The 19,358-nt window shown below is 64.2% G+C and carries 17 protein-coding genes; 2 read left to right on the top strand and 15 right to left on the bottom strand.

What is annotated here, in order from left to right:
* The 15 genes from SB764_RS36780 to gyrA all read right to left on the bottom strand — a co-directional run.
* Window positions 1-77, bottom strand: a 77-nt coding sequence (locus SB764_RS36780; RefSeq protein WP_410864379.1) for an NAD-dependent epimerase/dehydratase family protein, incomplete at its 3' end; no start/stop codon positions are given.
* Between the two features lie 106 nt (window positions 78-183).
* A complete protein-coding gene (rfaE1, locus tag SB764_RS36775) occupies window positions 184-1,146 on the bottom strand; it encodes a D-glycero-beta-D-manno-heptose-7-phosphate kinase (RefSeq protein ID WP_065058286.1) in 963 nt (320 codons plus the stop codon).
* A 4-nt stretch (window positions 1,147-1,150) separates the two neighbouring features.
* The gene (locus SB764_RS36770; RefSeq protein WP_065058285.1) at window positions 1,151-2,551 is read right to left on the bottom strand and encodes a UDP-glucose dehydrogenase family protein; all 1,401 of its coding nucleotides are present in this window, start codon (window positions 2,549-2,551) and stop codon (window positions 1,151-1,153) included.
* Between the two features lie 51 nt (window positions 2,552-2,602).
* Window positions 2,603-3,778, bottom strand: coding sequence for a lipopolysaccharide assembly protein LapB (gene lapB / locus SB764_RS36765; RefSeq protein WP_183038275.1), 1,176 nt, complete (start codon window positions 3,776-3,778; stop codon window positions 2,603-2,605).
* 61 nt (window positions 3,779-3,839) lie between these two features.
* Window positions 3,840-4,133 (bottom strand): lipopolysaccharide assembly protein LapA domain-containing protein, encoded by a 294-nt coding sequence (locus tag SB764_RS36760; protein WP_065058283.1) that lies wholly within the window; start codon window positions 4,131-4,133, stop codon window positions 3,840-3,842.
* Window positions 4,134-4,475: 342 nt separating this feature from the next.
* Entirely contained in the window at window positions 4,476-4,799 is a 324-nt protein-coding gene (locus tag SB764_RS36755; RefSeq protein ID WP_028226806.1) for an integration host factor subunit beta, read from the bottom strand.
* Between the two features lie 25 nt (window positions 4,800-4,824).
* On the bottom strand, window positions 4,825-6,555 hold the full coding sequence (gene rpsA, locus SB764_RS36750; RefSeq protein ID WP_065058282.1) for a 30S ribosomal protein S1: 1,731 nt from the start codon (window positions 6,553-6,555) through the stop codon (window positions 4,825-4,827).
* 165 nt (window positions 6,556-6,720) lie between these two features.
* Window positions 6,721-7,452, bottom strand: a complete 732-nt coding sequence (cmk, locus tag SB764_RS36745) for a (d)CMP kinase (RefSeq protein ID WP_065058281.1) — start codon at window positions 7,450-7,452, stop codon at window positions 6,721-6,723.
* A gap of 30 nt (window positions 7,453-7,482) precedes the next feature.
* On the bottom strand, window positions 7,483-8,787 hold the full coding sequence (gene aroA / locus SB764_RS36740; protein ID WP_065058280.1) for a 3-phosphoshikimate 1-carboxyvinyltransferase: 1,305 nt from the start codon (window positions 8,785-8,787) through the stop codon (window positions 7,483-7,485).
* A gap of 153 nt (window positions 8,788-8,940) precedes the next feature.
* The gene (locus tag SB764_RS36735) at window positions 8,941-9,888 is read right to left on the bottom strand and encodes a prephenate dehydrogenase (RefSeq protein ID WP_321905051.1); all 948 of its coding nucleotides are present in this window, start codon (window positions 9,886-9,888) and stop codon (window positions 8,941-8,943) included.
* A gap of 31 nt (window positions 9,889-9,919) precedes the next feature.
* Window positions 9,920-11,032, bottom strand: a complete 1,113-nt coding sequence (gene hisC, locus SB764_RS36730) for a histidinol-phosphate transaminase (protein ID WP_074983906.1) — start codon at window positions 11,030-11,032, stop codon at window positions 9,920-9,922.
* Between the two features lie 109 nt (window positions 11,033-11,141).
* On the bottom strand, window positions 11,142-12,224 hold the full coding sequence (pheA, locus tag SB764_RS36725) for a prephenate dehydratase (RefSeq protein ID WP_065058277.1): 1,083 nt from the start codon (window positions 12,222-12,224) through the stop codon (window positions 11,142-11,144).
* Window positions 12,225-12,297: 73 nt separating this feature from the next.
* Complete coding sequence (gene serC / locus SB764_RS36720; RefSeq protein ID WP_074983907.1) at window positions 12,298-13,377, bottom strand: 3-phosphoserine/phosphohydroxythreonine transaminase; 1,080 nt, start codon at window positions 13,375-13,377, stop codon at window positions 12,298-12,300.
* A gap of 197 nt (window positions 13,378-13,574) precedes the next feature.
* The gene (locus SB764_RS36715; protein ID WP_065058310.1) at window positions 13,575-14,180 is read right to left on the bottom strand and encodes a DUF2059 domain-containing protein; all 606 of its coding nucleotides are present in this window, start codon (window positions 14,178-14,180) and stop codon (window positions 13,575-13,577) included.
* A 231-nt stretch (window positions 14,181-14,411) separates the two neighbouring features.
* Entirely contained in the window at window positions 14,412-17,015 is a 2,604-nt protein-coding gene (gene gyrA / locus SB764_RS36710) for a DNA gyrase subunit A (RefSeq protein ID WP_074983909.1), read from the bottom strand.
* A 736-nt stretch (window positions 17,016-17,751) separates the two neighbouring features.
* Here gyrA and ompA point away from each other — a divergent pair.
* Complete coding sequence (ompA, locus tag SB764_RS36705; RefSeq protein ID WP_065058274.1) at window positions 17,752-18,396, top strand: outer membrane protein OmpA; 645 nt, start codon at window positions 17,752-17,754, stop codon at window positions 18,394-18,396.
* Window positions 18,397-18,655: 259 nt separating this feature from the next.
* On the top strand, window positions 18,656-19,354 hold the full coding sequence (gene ubiG / locus SB764_RS36700) for a bifunctional 2-polyprenyl-6-hydroxyphenol methylase/3-demethylubiquinol 3-O-methyltransferase UbiG (RefSeq protein WP_410866286.1): 699 nt from the start codon (window positions 18,656-18,658) through the stop codon (window positions 19,352-19,354).
* Window positions 19,355-19,358: the final 4 nt, after the last annotated feature.

Here is a 19,358-nt window from a genome sequence, read left to right as displayed (position 1 = left end):
TCTTCGCCGCGTTCGTTGAGCGCCTTGACGATGTTGCTGCCGATAAAGCCGGCCGCGCCGGTGACGATGAGGGTCATGGTAGTTCTGCGCAGAGGAGTTCACGCGGGACCGGCAAAACTCTCCGAAGCCGGCCCGGGGATGCGTCCGTCACGCGACAGCCTGGTGGCCGCCGCGCGCGGCACGTCATTGAAAGAGTTCGTCGTAGTCGACGGTGGCCGTACCGAGCTTGCCGACCACGATACCGGCGGCGCGATTCGCGAGCGCGACGCCTTCGACGAGCGACAGGCCCGCGCCCAGCGAGACCGCGACGGTCGCGATGACGGTGTCGCCAGCGCCCGAGACATCATACACTTCGCGCGCAACAGCCGGCGCGTGCAGCACGCCCTCTTCGGAAAAGAGCGTCATACCCTCTTCCGAGCGCGTGAGCAGCAGCGCGTCGAACTGCAATTCGTGGCGCAGCTTCGTCACGCGCGCGAGCAGGTCGTCTTCCGACTTCCAGGTGCCGACCACTTCGCGCAGCTCCGCGCGATTCGGCGTGATCACGCTCGCGCCGCGATAGCGTTCCCAGTCGTCGCCCTTCGGATCGACCAGCACCGATTTGCCCGCCGCGCGCGCAGTCGAGATCATCTGCGTGACGTGCGTGAGGCCGCCCTTCGCGTAATCCGACATCAGGATGACGTCGTGCGTCGGCAGCAGCGCGTCGAAGCGCGCGAGGCCCGCGAGCAGCGCCTCGTGCGCGGGCGTGTTTTCGAAATCCACGCGCAGCAACTGCTGCTGGCGCGACAGCACGCGCAGCTTGATGGTGGTGGGCAGCGCGGGATCGCGTTCGAGATACGCGTTCACGTTGCTCTCGCCGAGCAGCGTGACGATGCGCTCGCCCGGCTCGTCGTGACCGACCACGCACAGCAGACCCGCCTGCGCGCCCAGCGCCGCAGCGTTGCGCGCGACGTTGGCCGCGCCGCCGAGACGGTCTTCCTGACGCTGCACGTGTACGACCGGCACCGGCGCTTCCGGCGAAATGCGGTTGACGTCGCCGAACCAGTAACGGTCGAGCATCACGTCGCCGACCACGAGCACGCGCGAGCGCGCGAACTGCGCGCGCGGCACGGCCTGGACTTCGGGCGCGAGCGCCGCGCTGTCGGTCATGGCGTCAGACTGCGGCCGGGTTTGCGTGTTTGACATGGGGCCGCCCAATCGAGTGATAGTCGAAACCGAGCTCCGCCATCGCGTCGGGCTCGTACAGATTACGTCCGTCGAAGATGCGCGGAGTCTTCAACTGTTCCTTCAGGAATTCGAAGTCCGGCGCCTTGAACGCCGTCCATTCGGTGACGACCACGAGCGCGTCGGCGCCCGTCAGCGTGTCGTCCTGGCTCGCCGCGAAGGTCAGGCGCGCCTGCAGTTCGGGCGCGCTCGCCAGATCCAGCGCGAACACGCGGCGCGCTTCTTCCGTCGCGACCGGATCGTACGCCGAAACCGTCGCGCCACGGCGCAGCAGCTCGGCGATCAGACGGCGGCTCGGCGCCTCGCGCATGTCGTCGGTGTTCGGCTTGAACGCGAGACCCCAGACCGCGAAATGCTTGTCCTTGAGGTCTTCGCCCAGCGACTGGACGATCTTGTTCACGAGCACGTCCTTCTGGCCGTCGTTGACGTCCTCGACCGCTTCGAGAATGCGCAGGTTCTGGCCCGATTCCGCGGCCGTGCGGATCAGCGCCTGCACGTCCTTCGGGAAGCACGAGCCGCCGTAGCCGCAGCCGGCGTACAGGAAGTGATAGCCGATGCGCGGATCCGAACCGATGCCGCGACGCACCGACTCGATATCGGCGCCGACGCGATCGGCCAGATTCGCCATTTCGTTCATGAACGAAATGCGCGTGGCCAGCATCGCGTTGGCCGCGTACTTGGTGAATTCGGCCGAGCGCACGTCCATGTAGATCGTGCGTTCGTGATTGCGGTTGAACGGCGCGTAGAGGCGCTTGATCTTCTCGCGCGCGACTTCGCCGTTGGCGTCCTCGTCGATGCCGATGATGATACGGTCCGGACGCATGAAGTCGTCCACGGCCGCGCCCTCTTTCAGGAATTCGGGGTTCGAGACCACCGAGAAGCGCTGCGCGTCGCTCGCGCCGAGGCCGCGTTTGGCGAGCTCTTCGGCGATCACGGCCTGCACGCGCTGCGCCGTGCCGACGGGCACCGTCGACTTGTCGACGATCACCTTGAAGCCGGTCATGTGGCGGCCGATGCTGCGGGCCGCTTCGAGCACGTATTGCAGGTCCGCCGAGCCGTCTTCGTCGGGCGGCGTGCCGACGGCGATGAACTGCACTTCGCCGTGCTCGACGCTCGCGGCGACGTCGGTGGAAAACGTGATGCGGCGCGCCTTGCGGTTACGCTGGATGAGCTCGAGCAGACCCGGCTCATGGATCGGCACGCCGCCGTTGTTCAGGATGTCGATCTTGCGCGGATCGACGTCGAGGCAGAACACGTCGTGACCGATTTCGGCAAGGCACGCCCCGGTGACGAGGCCAACATAGCCGGTACCGATAATGGTGATTTTCATACGCGCTCCGGTAACAGATTCGGATTGAGGTAATGCGTGCGCGGCGGCGCGTCAGCTGGAAGCCGGAATTGGCTCGACGCGGCGCGGCGCGTAGGTTTCCCACCCGCTGCAGCCAGGGCACTGCCAGTAGAACAGGCGCGCCCGGAAGCCGCAGTTCTGGCAGGTGTAGCGCGGCAGGTTCTTGGTGCGCTGCTGGATCAGCTTGCGCATGAGTTCGAGTTCGCTGCGGCGCGGCTCTTCGGCCGCCGCCTGTTGCGCTTCGAGCAGACGCGTCATGCCGGCGAGATTCGGCGACTTCTGCATCTGCGTGCGCGCGAGCGTGTGCGCCGCTTCGGGACCGCTCAGCTCCGACACATATTTATAGGCCACATCGAGCAGATCGTTCGACGAATGGCGGTCGACCCACTCCGTGAGCAACTGCGCGCCGTCGTGCGCGCGGCCGAGCGCCTCGTAGCCCTTCATGACCTTTTCGGCGACGAGCGGCAGATAGGCGGGGTTCTGCGCCTCGACGCGCTGCCACTGCACGAGCGCCGACTCCCAGTTGCCGCTGGCCGCATCGACATCGCCCGCGAGAATGGTCGCGCGCACGTTGTGCTCGTTCGCCTTGAGCGCAAGGCCGAGCTGACGGCGTGCTTCGTCGGGCTTCTTCTGCTGCAGCGCTTCCTGCGCGAGTTCGCAATGGAACTGCGCGATCTCAACGTCGAGCGACGGCGTGCCCATCGTTTCGAGGTGGCGCGCGGTGTCGATCGAGCGGTTCCAGTCCTTCTCGATCTCGTAGATCGTCAGCAGCGCGCGCTGTGCGCCCTGCGCGTAGTCGCCCGACTTGAGCGTGCTGAAGGTTTCCTCGGCGCGATCGAGCATGCCGGCCTTCAGGAAGTCCTGACCCAGCTCATAAAGCGCGTGATCGCGCTCGTTCACGGGCAGGTCGGCGCGCGACAGCAGGTTCTGATGCACGCGGATCGCCCGGTCGGTTTCGCCGCGGCGGCGGAACAGGTTACCAAGCGCGAAGTGCAGTTCGACCGTTTCCGGATCGAGCTTGGCGACTTCGATGAACGCGTCGATTGCCTTGTCGGGCTGCTCGTTGAGCAGGAAATTCAGGCCGCGGAAATACGAGCGCGGCAGGTTGGCGCTTTCGGACAGCAGCGCCTTGAGGTCGTAGCGCGACGCCATCCAGCCGAGTGCGAAAGCCACGGGAATGACGAGGAGCCACCAGAAATCGAGATCCATGCGAGCGATGGTGAGAGGTAATCAAGCCGCGCGCCCGGACGGACGCGCAGCGGCAAGTCGATCAGATGAGCGGCGGCAGCGGCGGCTCCGCCACCACGGCGGGCGTTTCACGCGCGGTGCGCAGTTCACGCTTGAGGCGGCCGTTCTCCATGCGCAGCCGGAAAATCGCGGGCAGCGCGGACAGCAGGCCGGCCAGCAGACCGACGACGAAAAACGCGAGGCCGATCAGAATGAGCGGAGCCTGCCACGAATATCCGGCAAGAAAGTTCAGCGTCGCGGTTTGCGTGTTGGCGAGTGCGAGCACGAGCAGCAGCACGAACACCAGCACACGGATCACCCAGGCGATCAATCTCATGAAGGATTCTCTTGGCAGTTGAACAAACCCCGGCGCCGCACGTATGTCGCCATGCATGCCGCAACGCGTGTTGCGCCGCAGCAGCGGCGCCGCCGAAGTGTCCCGTATTGTAATGGAAGGCCTCGCGCCCGCGCAGGTGGCGCGCGAACGCGCGGCGGCGCCAAAACCGCGCGGGAACATCCGCACGCCACACACGCCGAGCGCCCCACGACGACGCCCACACGAAACGAACAGGCGAAAAAAAAGCGCCGGGCTATTAGCCCCGGCGCTTTCCGGTCCTTGCGTTCTGGCCATCTGGCATTGATTGCCGACAACCGCAAACACGGCAATAACTTGCAGCGCTTACAGATCGTCGTCCGGCTCGTCCGCTTTCAGCGGCTCGCCCGAGCGACGGTCCACACGCTCGCGCAGCTCCTTGCCCGGCTTGAAGTGCGGCACGAACTTCTCGGGCACCAGCACTTTCTCACCCGACTTCGGGTTGCGTCCGACGCGCGACGGCCGGCGGTTCAGGCCAAAGCTGCCGAAGCCTCGAATTTCGATGCGATGGCCCTTGGCGAGCGCCTCGGACATCGCATCGAGCATCGTTTTGACCGCGAAATCCGCATCCTTGAGGACGAGTTGCGGAAATCGCGTAGCCAGCTGCGCGACCAATTCAGATTTGGTCATACTTCAGCTTGCCCCCGTTTGAGGCTTACTGGTTCTGGCCGTCGAGCTTGGCCTTCAGCAGCGCGCCGAGGTTGGTCGTGCCGGTAGCAGCCGCACCCGTGTCCGACGACATGCTGCGCAGTGCTTCCTGCGTCTCAGCCGAATCCTTGGCCTTGATCGACAGGTTGATGCCACGCGACTTGCGATCGATGTTGATGATCATCGCGTTGACCTTGTCGCCTTCCTTCAGCACGTTGCGAGCATCTTCCACGCGGTCTTGCGCGATTTCCGAAGCACGCAGGTAGCCTTCGACGTCAGCGTTCAGGGTGATAACTGCACCCTTTGCGTCGACCGACTTGACCACGCCGTCAACCGTCGAGCCCTTGTCGTTGACAGCAACGAAGTTGCTGAACGGGTCGCCTTCGAGCTGCTTGATGCCGAGCGAGATGCGTTCCTTCTCGACGTCGATGCCCAGAACCACGGCTTCGACTTCGTCGCCCTTCTTGTACTTGCGGACGGCTTCTTCGCCAGCTTCCGACCACGACAGGTCCGACAGGTGAACCAGACCGTCGATGCCGCCGGGCAGACCGATGAACACGCCGAAGTCGGTGATCGACTTGATCGCGCCCTGGAGCTTGTCGCCCTTCTTGAAGTTGCGGCTGAAGTCATCCCACGGGTTCGGCTTGCACTGCTTCATGCCGAGCGAGATGCGGCGGCGGTCTTCGTCGATCTCGAGGACCATGACTTCGACTTCGTCGCCCAGCTGGACAACCTTCGACGGAGCAACGTTCTTGTTGGTCCAGTCCATTTCCGACACGTGAACCAGGCCTTCGATGCCCGATTCGACTTCGACGAATGCGCCGTAGTCGGTGATGTTCGTGACCTTACCGAACAGGCGCGTGCCCGACGGGTAACGGCGCGAGATGCCTTCCCACGGATCGTCGCCCAGTTGCTTGATACCGAGCGAAACGCGGTTCTTTTCCTGGTCGAACTTGAGGATCTTGGCGGTGACTTCCTGGCCAACCGACAGGACTTCCGACGGGTGACGCACGCGACGCCATGCGATGTCGGTGATGTGCAGCAGGCCGTCGATGCCGCCGAGGTCCACGAACGCGCCGTAGTCGGTGATGTTCTTGACCACGCCGTTGACGATCGCGCCTTCCTTCAGCGTTTCGAGCAGCTTTGCGCGCTCTTCGCCTTGCGTGGCTTCGATCACTGCGCGGCGCGACAGCACGACGTTGTTACGCTTGCGGTCGAGCTTGATGACGCGGAATTCGAGCGTCTTGCCTTCGTACGGCGTCGTGTCCTTGACCGGACGCGTGTCAACCAGCGAACCCGGCAGGAACGCGCGGATGCCGTTGACCATGACGGTCATGCCGCCCTTGACCTTGCCCGTGATCGTGCCGGTCACGAGTTCGTTGTTGTCGAGAGCCTTTTCCAGCGACAGCCACGAAGCGAGACGCTTCGCCTTGTCGCGCGACAGGATCGTGTCGCCGTAGCCGTTTTCCAGCGCGTCGATCGCGACGGAAACGAAATCGCCCGCCTGCACTTCCACTTCACCCGCGTCGTTCAGGAATTCTTCGAGCGGAATATAGGCTTCGGACTTGAGACCAGCATTGACGACCACGAAGTTGTGGTCGACGCGCACGACTTCGGCGGAAATCACTTCGCCGGCGCGCATGTCCTGGCGGGTCAGCGACTCTTCGAACAGAGCCGCAAAAGATTCGGTATTCGGGGTGGAGGTTTGCAGGTCGGACATAAAAATCTGGATTTGCATGGTTTCTGCTGCGCTTCCAGCCTGTTCCAGGCCGGTTGGGCGTTGAGGCCGGAGCGCTTACGCTCGTGGCACGGATGCAAAAGCCATACGGGGTTAAAGGGTTAAGACACGCCCTGCTTCCCAGCAGGGCACCACTACATTTACTGCAACTGCTGTACTGCGTTCTTACTGCGATTTGCCGTGCGCGTCCTGCCGCACTGAGCGCAGCTCACTCCGCAGTTCGCTGGCTTGCTGATACCACTGCACGACCTGTTCGACCGCCTGGTCGATGGTCAGCGCCGAGGTGTCCAGCAGCTTCGCATCCGCCGCAGGCTTGAGCGGCGCGGCCGCGCGGTTACTGTCGCGCGCGTCGCGCTCACGCAAATCCCGGAGCAAGTCATCCATATTAGCAGAAAATCCCTTCTGGATCAATTGCTTATACCGGCGAGCCGCGCGGGCCTCCGCACTGGCCGTCAGGAACACCTTCAAACCGGCATCCGGGAAGATCACGGTGCCCATGTCGCGGCCGTCGGCCACGAGCCCGGGCAGCTTGCGGAAGGCCCGCTGACGGGCCACCAGCGCGGTGCGCACGGACGGATGCGCGGCGATCATCGAGGCGCGGTTGCCCACTTCCTCGGCGCGGATATCGTTCGACACGTCCACGCCGTCGAGCTGGGCCATGCCCTCGCGGAACGTGATGTGGAGGTCGTCGATCAGCTTCGCGAGGCCGTCGGCATCATCGGCGGCGATCGTGTAGCGCATGCTGGCGAGCGCCGCCAGGCGATACAGCGCACCGCTGTCCAGCAGGTGAAAGCCGAGGTGCGCGGCGACCAGCGTGGCCACCGTGCCTTTGCCGGAAGCGGTCGGGCCATCGATCGCGATGACGGGCGTCGGATAAAAGGGACGGGTCGATTTCATTCGGCAACGAGACTCGGCGACTTAAAGAGATCAAGGTTGGGCGAGCGCGAGGAAGCGCTCGAAATAATCGGGGAACGTCTTGGCGACGCACTTCGGGTCGTTGATGCGCACCGGCACGCCGCCGAGGCTCACGAGCGAGAAGCACATGGCCATGCGGTGATCGTCGTAGGTATCGATCGCCGCGTTCGGCGTAAGTTTCGCGGGCGGACGCACAATCAGGTAATCGGGCCCTTCTTCCACGTCCGCACCGACCTTGCGCAGCTCCGTGGCCATCGCCGCGATGCGGTCGGTTTCCTTCACGCGCCAGCTCGCGATGTTGCGCAGCGTGGTCGCGCCGTCGGCGAACAGCGCGGCGACGGCGATCGTCATGGCCGCGTCGGGAATCAGGTTGAAGTCCATGTCGATGGGGTCGAGCTTGCCGTGATCGTTGCCGATCCCGCGCACCTCGATCCAGTCGTCGGCGACCGTGACGTTCGCGCCCATGCGCATGAGCGCCGCCGCGAACTCGACGTCGCCCTGAATGCTCGCGCGTCCCACGCCTTCCACGCGCAGCGGGCCGCCGCCAATGGCGCCCGCGGCGAGGAAATACGACGCCGACGAGGCGTCGCCTTCCACCATGATCTTGCCCGGCGACTGGTAACGCACGCCCGCCGGCACTTCGAAGCGATGCCAGCCGTGGCGCACGACCTTCACGCCGAAGCGCTCCATCAGCTTGATCGTGATCTCGATATAGGGCTTGGAAATCAGCTCGCCATCCACTTCGACGATGGTCACGCCGTCCTTGGCGCGCACGAGCGGCAGCGTCATCAGCAGCGCGGTGAGGAACTGGCTCGACACGTCGCCGCGCACCTTGATCGGCGCCGTGACGTCGATCTGCGCCGGACGGATGCGCAGCGGCGGATAACCCTCGTTCTCCTCGTAGTCGATCTTCGCGCCGATCTGGCGCAGGCCGTCGACCAGATCGCCGATCGGGCGCTCGTGCATGCGCGGCACGCCGTGGATGCGGTAGTCGCCGCCGTTGACCGCGAGCGCCGCCGTGAGCGGACGCACCGCCGTGCCCGCGTTGCCGAGGAAAAGGTCCGCGCGCACCGCCGTAAACGCGCCGCGCGTGCCTTGCACGACGCAAGTGTCGTCTTCGCGCTTGAGCTTCACGCCGAGCTTTTCGAGCGCGTCGAGCATCACGCGCGTGTCGTCGGAATCGAGCAGATTCGTGATCGTGGTTTCGCCTTCGGCGAGCGCCGCGAGCAGCAGCACGCGGTTCGAGATGCTCTTCGAGCCGGGCAGACGGATCGTGCCGGACGCACGGGTGAACGGTCCGAGATCGAGGTGTTCCATGACGTGTCCTGATGGTGCGGCGTGACGCGGGACTGCGCCGCGCCGCATGGCTGATGCTTGACTACTGTTCGCTATCTTTGTCGCTTGCTTTGCCGCTTTGTCGCTTTGCCGCTTTGCCGCTTTGTCGCTTTGCTTGCCGCTTGCTTCGTCGCTTTACTTCGCGCCGTCCGCTTCGGGCGTCGCCTGCGCGAGCTTCTTGCCGCCGCGCTCCTGCCACGCCTCGCGCGCCGCGCGCGAGCGCGCAAACACGGTTTCGAGCGCCGCGCCGTCGCCGGCGTCGATGGCTACGCGCAACTTCGCCAGCACTTCAGTGTAGGCGTCCAGCTCGGCGAGCAGCGCCGTGCGGTTCGCGAGGCAGACGTCGCGCCACATTTCGGGACTCGACGCGGCGATGCGCGTGAAGTCGCGGAAACCGCCCGCCGCGAACGAGAATTTCAGCTCGGCGTCGGGCGTATCGAGAATCTGGTCGACGAGCGCGAACGACAGCACATGCGGCAGATGGCTCACCGACGCGAACACGCGATCGTGCTGCGCAGCGCTCATCTGGCCGATCACGGCGCCGGTCGCGCGCCACATCGCAGCGATGCGCTCCACCGCTTCCGGCGTATTTTCCGGCAGCGGACACAGCACGACGTTGCGGCCCACGTAGAGGTCGGGCAGCGCCGCCTCGACACCGCTCGACTCGCGGCCCGCGATCGGATGGCCCGGCACGAACTGGCCGATGCGTTCGCCGAGCGCGGCGCGCGCGGCAGCGATCACGTCGCTCTTGGTGCTGCCCGCATCGGTAATCAGCGTCTGCGGCTGGAGATGCGGCGCGATGCGTTCGAGCAGCGCCTGGGTCTGCGCGACCGGTGCGGCGATCAACACGATGTCAGCGCCGTCGAGCGCGGCGGCGAGCGCCGCTTCGTCGTCGAGCGTCGCGGCCGCGTCGATCACGCCCAGTTCGAGCGCGCGCGCGACCGAATGCGCACGACGGCCCACGCCGATCACCTGCCCGCGTTGACCTTGCGCGGCGCCGCGTTCGCGCAGCCCGCGCGCCAGCGAGCCGCCGATCAGGCCGACACCGAAAATCACCAGTTTGCTAAAGGGAAACGCGCTCACGCCATCACCGGATCGAGAAAAAGTGGCGTGCTCATGCCGGGGCCAGACTGCGTTCGAGCGCCGCGAGGAACGCGGCGTTTTCGTCGGCGAGGCCGATCGTCACGCGCAGCCATTGCGGCAGACCGTAGCCGCCGACCGGACGCACGATCACACCCTGCTTGAGCAAGCCGAGATTGACGCGCTCGCCCGCCTGATCGTCCTGACCGACGCGCACGAGCACGAAGTTGCCGTCCGACGGCACGTAGTCGAGGCCCATGCGCTCGAAGGCCGCCGTGAGCGTGCGATAGCCCTCGGCGTTGAGCGCGGCACTCTGTTCGAGAAATGCCGTGTCGCCGAGCGCCGCGACCGCCGCGGCCTGCGCGAGCGTGTTCACGTTGAACGGCTGGCGCAGACGGTTCAGCAGATCGGTCAGCGCCGGCTGCGCGATCGCGAAACCGATGCGCAGGCCCGCGAGCCCGTAAGCCTTCGAGAACGTGCGCGACACCACGAGGTTCGGATAGCGGCGCACCCATGCGATCGAGTCGTAGCGCTTGTCCGCCGCCAGATATTCCGTGTAGGCCTCGTCGAGCACCACGACGACCTCGCGTGGCACCCTGGCGATGAACGCTTCGAGCGTAGCGCCGTCGATGTACGTGCCGGTCGGATTGTTCGGATTGGCGACGAAGATCAGGCGCGTGTCGTCGGCGATGGCCGCGAGCATCGCGTCGAGATCGTGGCCATACTGCACGGCCGGCGTCACCACGTGACGCGCGCCGAGCCCTTGCGTCGCGAGCGCGTAGACCGCGAACGAATACTGCGAATAGACGATCGACTGACCGCGTTCCACGCACGCGTGCGCGGCGATTTCGAGAATATCGTTGCTGCCGTTGCCGAGCGTGATCCATTCGGCCGGCACGTCGTAACGCGCCGCGAGCGCGGCCTTCAGCTCGAACGCGTTCGAGTCCGGATAACGGCCGAGTTCGGCCGCCGCCTGCGCGATGGCGCGCTGCGCCGACGCGGGCATGCCGAGCGGGTTCTCGTTCGACGCCAGCTTGACGATGCGCGCCTCGTCGAGTCCGAACTCGCGGGCGACTTCGGAAATCGGCTTGCCGGCGACATACGGCGCGATCGCGCGCACATAGGAAGGGCCGAATGGCTGGGTCATGCGTGTCTCTCCAGGGCCGCTCGCGTGCGGCGGCGCGGCATCATCGACGTGACATCGACTTGAATCAGCGAAGGCGCGCCTGCGCGCGCCGCACGAACGCTCGGCGCACTCAGCGCGAGCGCGGATACGAACCGAGAATCTTGAGGAACGCCGCCTTCTTGCCGAGCTCGTCGAGCGCGGCCGCCACGGCGGGTTCGTCGCGATGGCCTTCGAAGTCGATGTAGAAGTAGTACTCCCACGTGCCGACACGCGCCGGACGCGACTCGAAACGCGTCATCGAAACGCCGTGGCGCGCGAGCGGTTCGAGCAGCTTGTAGACCGCGCCCGGCTCGTTCTTCACCGAGACGATCATCGACGTCTGGTCGTGGCCCGACACGCCCGCCGGCTGCTTGCCGATCGTCACGAAACGCGTGCGGTTGTGCGGGTCGTCCTGAATCAGCGCGTTGGCAATCAGCAGGCCGTAATGCGTGGCGGCACGCTCGCCCGCGATCGCCGCGACGGTCGGATCTTCCGCCGCGAGACGCGCGGCTTCCGCGTTGCTCGACACGGCCTGACGCTCCAGATGCGGCGCGTTCGCCGTCAGCCAGTGCTGACACTGCGCGAGCGCCTGCGGATGCGCGCACACGCGCGTCACGCCCGCGAGCTTGCCGCTTTGCGTCATCAGGTTGTGCTGGATCGGCAGCGCGATTTCGCCGCCGATCGAGAGCTGCGTCTGCAGGAACAGGTCGAGCGTGCGCGACACCGCGCCCTCGGTCGAATTCTCGACCGGCACGACGCCGAATTCGGCGCTGCCCGCCTCGACCGCGCGGAACACCTCGTCGATCGACGGGCACGGCAGACCTTCGATCGACTGACCGAAGTAACCGTAGACCGCCTGTTCGCTATACGTGCCGACCGGCCCGAGATAGGCCACCGAAATGGTCTTTTCGAGCGAGCGGCTCGCGGCCATGATCTCGCGCCAGATGGCGCTGATGTGCTCGTTGCCGAGCGGACCCGCGCTCAGGTTCTGTAGGCGTTCGATCACCTGCAGCTCGCGCTCCGGACGGAACACGGGCGCGTTGAAATGCTTCTTCACCTCGCCGACTTCGAGCGCGACAGCAGCGCGCTGGTTCAGGAGGGAGATGAGCTGCGCGTCGAGAGCGTCGATACGCTCTCGCAGCGGCTTGAGTTGGGAATTGAGTTCGTCGTCCATGCGTGAAACCGGCAATCTGAAAGGAGGCGCGCGGCGTGAGCTGCGCGCGCGGCAGGCGCCGCCCGACGCGAGGTCAGGCTTTTGCCTCGAATTCCTTCATGTACTCGACCAGTGCTTGCACTGCTTCGAGCGGCACCGCGTTGTAAATCGACGCCCGCATGCCGCCGACGGACTTGTGGCCCTTCAGCTGCACCAGCCCGCGCGCCTTCGCGCCGGCCAGGAAATCATCGTTACGTGTTTCGTCGGCGAGGAAGAACGGTACGTTCATCCGCGAGCGCGCGCGGCGCTCCACCTTGTTGATGTAGAAGCTGCTCGAATCGATCGTGTCGTAGAGCAGCTGGGCCTTCTCGATATTGCGCGCTTCGATGGCTTCGAGGCCACCCTGGCGCTTCAACCACTTGAACACGAGCCCCGCGATGTAGATCGCGTAAGTGGGCGGCGTGTTGAACATCGAATTGTTCGCGGCGACGGTCTTCCATTCGAACGCCGACGGGCAGATCGGCATCGCGCGGTCGAGCAGATCCTCGCGCACGATCACGACGGTGACGCCCGCCATGCCGATGTTCTTCTGCGCGCCGCCGTAGAGCACGCCGTATTTGGCGATGTCCATCGGGCGCGACAGGATGTGCGAGGACGCGTCCGCCACGAGCGGGATGTCGCCCAGATCGGGAATCTCGAAGGTCTCGACGCCGTCGATCGTCTCGTTCGTGCACAGATGCACGTAAGCGGGATCGTCGGAAAGCTGCCACTCGCTCTTTTGCGGCGCATGCGTGAAACCGGCCTCGGTGCGGCCCGTGGCGGCGATGTGCGACGCGCCGTACTTGAGCGCTTCCTTCTGCGACTTCTGCGACCACGACCCCGTGATGACGAAGTCCGCGCGCGGCTTCGAGCCGAACAGGTTCAGCGGCACGATGGCGTTTTCGCCGATGCCGCCGCCTTGCAGAAAGAGGATCTGGTGGCTCGCGGGAACCTGCATCAGTTCACGCAGATCGAGCAGCGCTTCGCTGTGGATCTGCATGAATTCCGGCCCGCGATGGCTCATTTCCATCACGCCCATGCCGCTGCCATGCCAGTCGAGCATTTCGTCGGCGGCCTGGCGGAGCACCTCTTCCGGCAAGGCTGCCGGTCCGGCGGAGAAGTTGAAGACGCGCATCGTAAGGAGATCCCGAGGCAGGCGCGGCGGCTGAGGACGCCGGGATGCGCCAGAAAAAGAAAAGGCCGTTTGCGCTGCTATCGCGCAAACGGCCATTATCGCATTGTCGCCGGGAACCCGCCAACGCGGGCTCGCCGGGGACGGCGACGCATCGTGCCCGATCGCGCCCCAAACAGAGGCGCGGCGGGGATGCTGACTTACTTAGCCGGCTTGACCGACGCGACTTCCTTGTCGGCCTGGTCACGCGTTGCCTTGATCGACTGCGGCATGTACTTCTGCATCAGACCGTTGACGACGTCGCGGCCAACCTGGTCTTGAACCTGGATGAACTTGCGGCCGGTCGGGCTGCGGTAGAACGAGGTCAGGTCCTTGATTTCCGACGTGCTGTAGTACTTTGCGTAAGCTTCGTACTGAGCTTGCATCGCGTCCTGCTTGAACGAGTCGGTCGCGAAGACCTGACCTGCCGAGTCAACCAGCTTCGGCACGGCGTTCTTTTGCAGCGACGGGACGGAAGCCTGCTTCTGCTTGTCCGTCATCGTCTTGTTTTCCGACAGCGCGTCCGACAGGATTGCCGGGACGAGTTGCTTGGCTTGCATCTGTGCGCTGTTGCCGATCGCGCCGACGAGCTTCTGTGCGTCGATTGCGTCGAGCAGGTCCTTGATCGCGGCTTGCTTCGCCGGATCGATCGGTGCTGCGGCAGCGGCCGGTGCCTGTTCGGGCGCCTGGTTCTGGAGCGCCTGAGCCATGGCAAACGTCGGCACGAGAGCGGCCAGCAACAAAACCTGCTTGAATCGTTTTTGCATCATTACTCCCTCAGAGAAATTAATCGAACTGCCAGCCGCGCGGATCGCGGGGCGCGCCTTTCGCGCCCGCCGCTCAATCCACCCGGCGTCATTCAGCACCATCATTCAGTACCGTGGCCGCCCATCTTCGCCGTCCGGCGCCCGCGCGATTTTATACGCGAGCGCACCGGCTGGGACGCTGGACACGAAGCGGCCCGCTCACGCGGGCCGTCCTGTACTACGGGCTCAGCCTTACTCTTCGCTTTCGCCCTCGCCTTCGGCCAGATCGCCGTCGGCGTCGGCCTCGGCGACCTGCTGCAAGCCGGAGAGCTTCGTGCCTTCGTCAAGGCTGATGAGTGTAACACCTTGCGTTGCACGGCCCATTTCACGGATCTCCGAGACGCGCGTGCGGATCAGCACGCCCGTGTTCGTGATCAGCATGATCTGGGCTTCCTGGTCGACCAGCGTGGCCGCAACCACCTTGCCGTTACGCTCCGACGTCTGGATTGCGATCATGCCCTTCGTGCCGCGGCCATGACGCGTGTATTCCGTGATCGGGGTGCGCTTGCCGTAGCCGTTTTCGGTCGCGGTGAGGACCGACTGCTGCTCGTCGCCGGCCACCAGCAGCGCGATGACCTGCTGGCTGTCGTCGAGCTGCATGCCGCGCACGCCGCGTGCCTCGCGGCCCATCGGGCGCACGTCGTTCTCGTCGAAGCGCACGGCCTTGCCGGCGTCGGAGAACAGCATGACGTCGTGCTGACCGTCGGTGATGGCCGCGCCGATCAGGTAGTCGCCGTCGTCCAGGCCGACCGCAATAATACCCTTGCGCAGCGGGCGGCTGAAGGCTTCCAGCGGCGTCTTCTTGACGGTGCCGAGCGCCGTCGCCATGAACACGAACTTGTCCGCCGAGAACTCCTTGACCGGCAGCACGACCGTGATCTTCTCGCCGTCCTGCAGCGGGAACATATTCACGATCGGACGACCGCGCGAGTTGCGCGAGCCCTGCGGCACTTCATACACCTTCACCCAGTACACGCGGCCACGGTTCGAGAAGCACAGGATGTGGTCGTGCGTATTGGCGATGAACAGCGTGTCGATCCAGTCGTCCTCTTTCATGGAGGTCGCCTGCTTGCCGCGACCACCGCGCTTCTGGGCGCGATATTCGGACAACGGCTGCGATTTCACATAACCGGCGTGCGACATGGTCACGACCATGTCCTGCGGCGTGATCAGATCTTCAGTGTTCAGTTCCGTTGCGTTCATCTCGATCTTCGAGCGGCGGGCATCGCCGAATTCGCTCTTGATCGAGGTGAGTTCGTCGGAGATCATGGTCGTTACGCGCTCGGGGCGCGCAAGGATGTCGAGCAGGTCGGCAATCTGCGCCATGACTTCGCGGTACTCGCCAATGATCTTGTCCTGCTCCAGACCCGTCAGGCGTTGCAGACGCATTTGCAGGATTTCCTGCGCCTGCGTGTCGGACAGACGATAGAGACCGTCGCCCTGCATGCCATACAGCGGGTTGAGCCCTTCCGGACGATACGCGTCACGGCCGCCGGCCGATGCGTTTTCCTGCTCAGCACGCTGGAGCATCTCGCGCACGAGCGACGAATCCCACGAACGGTTCATCAACTCCTGCTTCGCGATCGGCGGCGTAGGCGCAGCCTTGATGATCTCGATGAAGCTGTCGATGTTCGCGAGCGCGACCGCGAGGCCTTCGAGCACGTGGCCGCGCTCGCGGGCCTTGCGCAGTTCGTAGACCGTGCGACGCGTGAGCACTTCGCGGCGGTGCGACAGGAAATGGTCGAGCATTTCCTTGAGGTTCAGCAGCTTCGGCTGGTTGTCCACCAGCGCGACCATGTTCATGCCGAACGTGTCCTGCAGCTGCGTCGCCTTATAGAGGTTGTTGAGAATGACCTCGGGCACTTCACCGCGCTTGAGCTCGATCACGACGCGCATACCGCTCTTGTCGGACTCGTCGCGAATGTCGGAAATGCCTTCGAGTTTCTTCTCGTTGACCAGCTCGGCGATGCGCTCCAGCAGCGAACGCTTGTTCACCTGGTACGGCAGTTCGTCGACGATGATCGCCATACGTTGACCGCGATCAATCTCTTCGAAGTGCGTAAGAGCGCGCATCACGACGCGGCCGCGGCCGGTGCGATAGCCGTCGCGCACGCCGGCGACGCCGTAGATGATGCCGGCGGTCGGGAAATCCGGCGCGGGGATGATCTCGATCAGCTCGTCGATCGTGGCCTGCGGATTCTTCAGCAGATGCTGGCAAGCATCGACCACTTCGTTGAGGTTGTGCGGCGGGATGTTCGTGGCCATACCGACCGCGATACCCGACGAGCCATTGATCAGCAGATTCGGAATGCGCGCGGGCAGGATCAGCGGCTCGCTTTCGCTGCCGTCGTAGTTCGGCCCGAAGTCGACGGTTTCCTTGTCGATGTCGGCGAGCAGTTCGTGGCCGATCTTCGCCATGCGGATTTCGGTGTAACGCATGGCCGCGGCGTTGTCGCCGTCGATCGAACCGAAGTTGCCCTGGCCGTCGACCAGCATGTAGCGCAGCGAGAAGCTCTGCGCCATACGCACGATGGTGTCGTACACCGCCGTATCGCCGTGAGGATGGTATTTACCGATGACGTCGCCGACGATACGCGCCGACTTCTTGTACGCGCGGTTCCAGTCGTTGTTCAACTCGTGCATCGCGTACAGCACGCGCCGGTGCACCGGCTTGAGGCCGTCTCGCACATCCGGCAGCGCCCGCCCGACGATCACGCTCATCGCGTAATCGAGATACGAGCGGCGCATTTCCTCCTCGAGGGAGATAGGCAGAGTCTCTTTGGCGAATTGATCCATTATCGATGTCGTTATCGGGCACGCGCGATGCTAGGGCCTCACCTGCCAATGCCTGACGGGCGGGTAGCCTGGATGCATCGCAACACGCCCTTGCTGTCGCATGGACGCCGCGGACGCAGCGCAATCTTCCGATTCTATCATGCGCGGCACCCCCGCCCGCCGACTCGAAGCGCTCCACGTATACCTATTAGAGGGGTGACCTGGAACGGCTCAAAACGGCGCTAATGAGATTGAGCGTGCGACGGGGTGTGGAGCAGACGTAAACCGCGCAGGCGTGCGGCAATGAAACCGACTGCGCGAACAGGGAATGCGCGCGCGATCTGTAAAGAATTGTTATCTACCACGTCACACGGAACGCACGATTGCCTCATATGACCGACAATGCGCAGCGCCGTTGCGAAAGGACCTCAGTGGCGACACGAGACCGCGCGACAGGCGGCCAATTTCGAGACACACTGGCAGGCAAACAACCAGGCACACTACCAGGAGATTCGTCGGGAACTTTTTGTTGCGGGTGTACCACATTCGACGAGCCGCAATGAAAGGGGCGGATTTTTTTTATCGTTGGAAGGGAACGATATGGCAAAATGCCAACGCACAAAGTTAGACACCGCTCGAAGTCTACACAAGACGTGCCCCACAACGTGCCAATGTTATACTTCGAGCAATGTATGACTTGTCTTCGTCATATGGCTCGCAGTAAACCTGCGGTAATCTCAATTTCGAGAGGAGAAATATGAATAACTTTTCAAAGCTCGCGTTCATTGCAGCTACCGCAGTAGTCGCTGCAAGCGCACAGGCACAATCGGTGCCGGCGTCGCGACAAGCCGTCAATGACAACTGGGTGAACGGCACGGGCGAATACGTCTGGATGAACGGCACGAACGAACTGTGCTGGCGCGACGCGTTCTGGACGCCGGCCACGGCTAACGCCAAGTGCGATGGCGCACTGGTCGCCCAGGCACCGCAGCCGCCGGTCGCTCCGCCGCCGCCGGCAATCACGAGCCAAAAGATCACGTATCAAGCCGACGCTCTGTTCGACTTCGACAAGGCTATCCTGAAGCCGGCTGGCAAGGAAAAGCTGGACGATCTGGCAGGCAAGATCCAGGCTCTGAACCTCGAAGTCGTCGTTGCTACGGGCTACACGGACCGCATCGGTTCGGCTGCCTACAACGACCGTCTGTCGCTGCGCCGTGCGCAAGCCGTCAAGTCGTACCTGGTCAGCAAGGGCGTCCCGGCAGAGCGTATCTACACGGAAGGCAAGGGCAAGCGCAACCCGGTTACGACTGGCTGCAACCAGAAGAACCGCAAGCAGCTGATCTCGTGCCTCGCACCGGATCGCCGCGTGGAAGTCGAAGTCGTCGGCACGCAAAAGCAGTAATCGCGCGCTACGGCTGTACGACTCAAAAGCCCCGCTTCGGCGGGGCTTTTTTATTGCCGCGCCGCTTTCGTTCTGGCTACGCACTGCGATCTGCGCGCAACGCGCCGCGAAGTCACTCGCAACGTCCCGCACAGCCCACGGTGCAGCAGCGCCCGTTTTGCCCCCGCTTTTGCCCTCCGGTTTTGCCCCCTTCCCTGCACGCCTATATACTCGGGGTTTGTTTTCACCCACCTTCTACCGCGCCTCAGGCCGCTTCGACATGACCAACGCCGATCCCCACGAACTACAGAAATTCAGCGATCTCGCTCATCGCTGGTGGGACCCGAACGCGGAGTTCAAGCCGCTGCACGAGCTGAACCCCATTCGTCTCGGCTGGATCGACAGCCACGCGCACCTGCCGTCCAAGCGCGTGCTCGACATCGGTTGCGGCGGCGGCATTCTGTCGGAATCGATGGCCGGTCTTGGCGCGAACGTCAAAGGCATCGACCTGTCGAGCGAAGCGCTCGGCGTCGCCGATTTGCACAGTCTTGAAAGCGGAATCACGGTGGAATACGAGGAGATCGCAGCAGAAGCGATCGCGGCGCGCGAGGCCGCCTCGTTCGACGTGGTCACCTGCATGGAAATGCTCGAACACGTGCCGGAACCGCTGAGCGTGGTCAAGGCGTGCGCGACGCTCGTTAAACCGGGCGGCTGGGTGTTCTTCTCCACGCTCAACCGCAATGTGAAGTCCTACCTGCTCGCCGTGGTCGGCGCGGAATACATCGCGCAGATGCTGCCCAAGGGCACGCACGACTACGCGCGCTTCATCCGTCCCTCCGAGCTTGCGGGCTTCGTGCGCCAGGCCGGGCTGAACGCGGTCGAGATCAAGGGCATCACGTACAGCCCGATCACGCGCCACTTCGCGCTCTCGAACGACTCCAGCGTCAACTACATGATCGCCTGCCGGCGCGAAGCCTGAAGCG

This window comes from Paraburkholderia sp. SIMBA_027, from assembly GCF_046535315.1.
Classification (GTDB): domain Bacteria; phylum Pseudomonadota; class Gammaproteobacteria; order Burkholderiales; family Burkholderiaceae; genus Paraburkholderia; species Paraburkholderia tropica.
This window is presented reverse-complemented; position numbering and strand designations above follow the sequence as displayed.

What these genes read in the sequence shown, in the direction of transcription:
- rfaE1 (WP_065058286.1), bottom strand. Translation starts at nt 1,146, where the DNA reads ATGACCGACAGCGCGGCGCTCGCGCCCGAAGTCCAGGCCGTGCCGCGC.
- SB764_RS36770 (WP_065058285.1), bottom strand. Translation starts at nt 2,551, where the DNA reads ATGAAAATCACCATTATCGGTACCGGCTATGTTGGCCTCGTCACCGGG.
- lapB (WP_183038275.1), bottom strand. Translation starts at nt 3,778, where the DNA reads ATGGATCTCGATTTCTGGTGGCTCCTCGTCATTCCCGTGGCTTTCGCA.
- SB764_RS36760 (WP_065058283.1), bottom strand. Translation starts at nt 4,133, where the DNA reads ATGAGATTGATCGCCTGGGTGATCCGTGTGCTGGTGTTCGTGCTGCTG.
- SB764_RS36755 (WP_028226806.1), bottom strand. Translation starts at nt 4,799, where the DNA reads ATGACCAAATCTGAATTGGTCGCGCAGCTGGCTACGCGATTTCCGCAA.
- rpsA (WP_065058282.1), bottom strand. Translation starts at nt 6,555, where the DNA reads ATGCAAATCCAGATTTTTATGTCCGACCTGCAAACCTCCACCCCGAAT.
- cmk (WP_065058281.1), bottom strand. Translation starts at nt 7,452, where the DNA reads ATGAAATCGACCCGTCCCTTTTATCCGACGCCCGTCATCGCGATCGAT.
- aroA (WP_065058280.1), bottom strand. Translation starts at nt 8,787, where the DNA reads ATGGAACACCTCGATCTCGGACCGTTCACCCGTGCGTCCGGCACGATC.
- hisC (WP_074983906.1), bottom strand. Translation starts at nt 11,032, where the DNA reads ATGACCCAGCCATTCGGCCCTTCCTATGTGCGCGCGATCGCGCCGTAT.
- pheA (WP_065058277.1), bottom strand. Translation starts at nt 12,224, where the DNA reads ATGGACGACGAACTCAATTCCCAACTCAAGCCGCTGCGAGAGCGTATC.
- serC (WP_074983907.1), bottom strand. Translation starts at nt 13,377, where the DNA reads ATGCGCGTCTTCAACTTCTCCGCCGGACCGGCAGCCTTGCCGGAAGAG.
- SB764_RS36715 (WP_065058310.1), bottom strand. Translation starts at nt 14,180, where the DNA reads ATGCAAAAACGATTCAAGCAGGTTTTGTTGCTGGCCGCTCTCGTGCCG.
- gyrA (WP_074983909.1), bottom strand. Translation starts at nt 17,015, where the DNA reads ATGGATCAATTCGCCAAAGAGACTCTGCCTATCTCCCTCGAGGAGGAA.
- ompA (WP_065058274.1), top strand. Translation starts at nt 17,752, where the DNA reads ATGAATAACTTTTCAAAGCTCGCGTTCATTGCAGCTACCGCAGTAGTC.
- ubiG (WP_410866286.1), top strand. Translation starts at nt 18,656, where the DNA reads ATGACCAACGCCGATCCCCACGAACTACAGAAATTCAGCGATCTCGCT.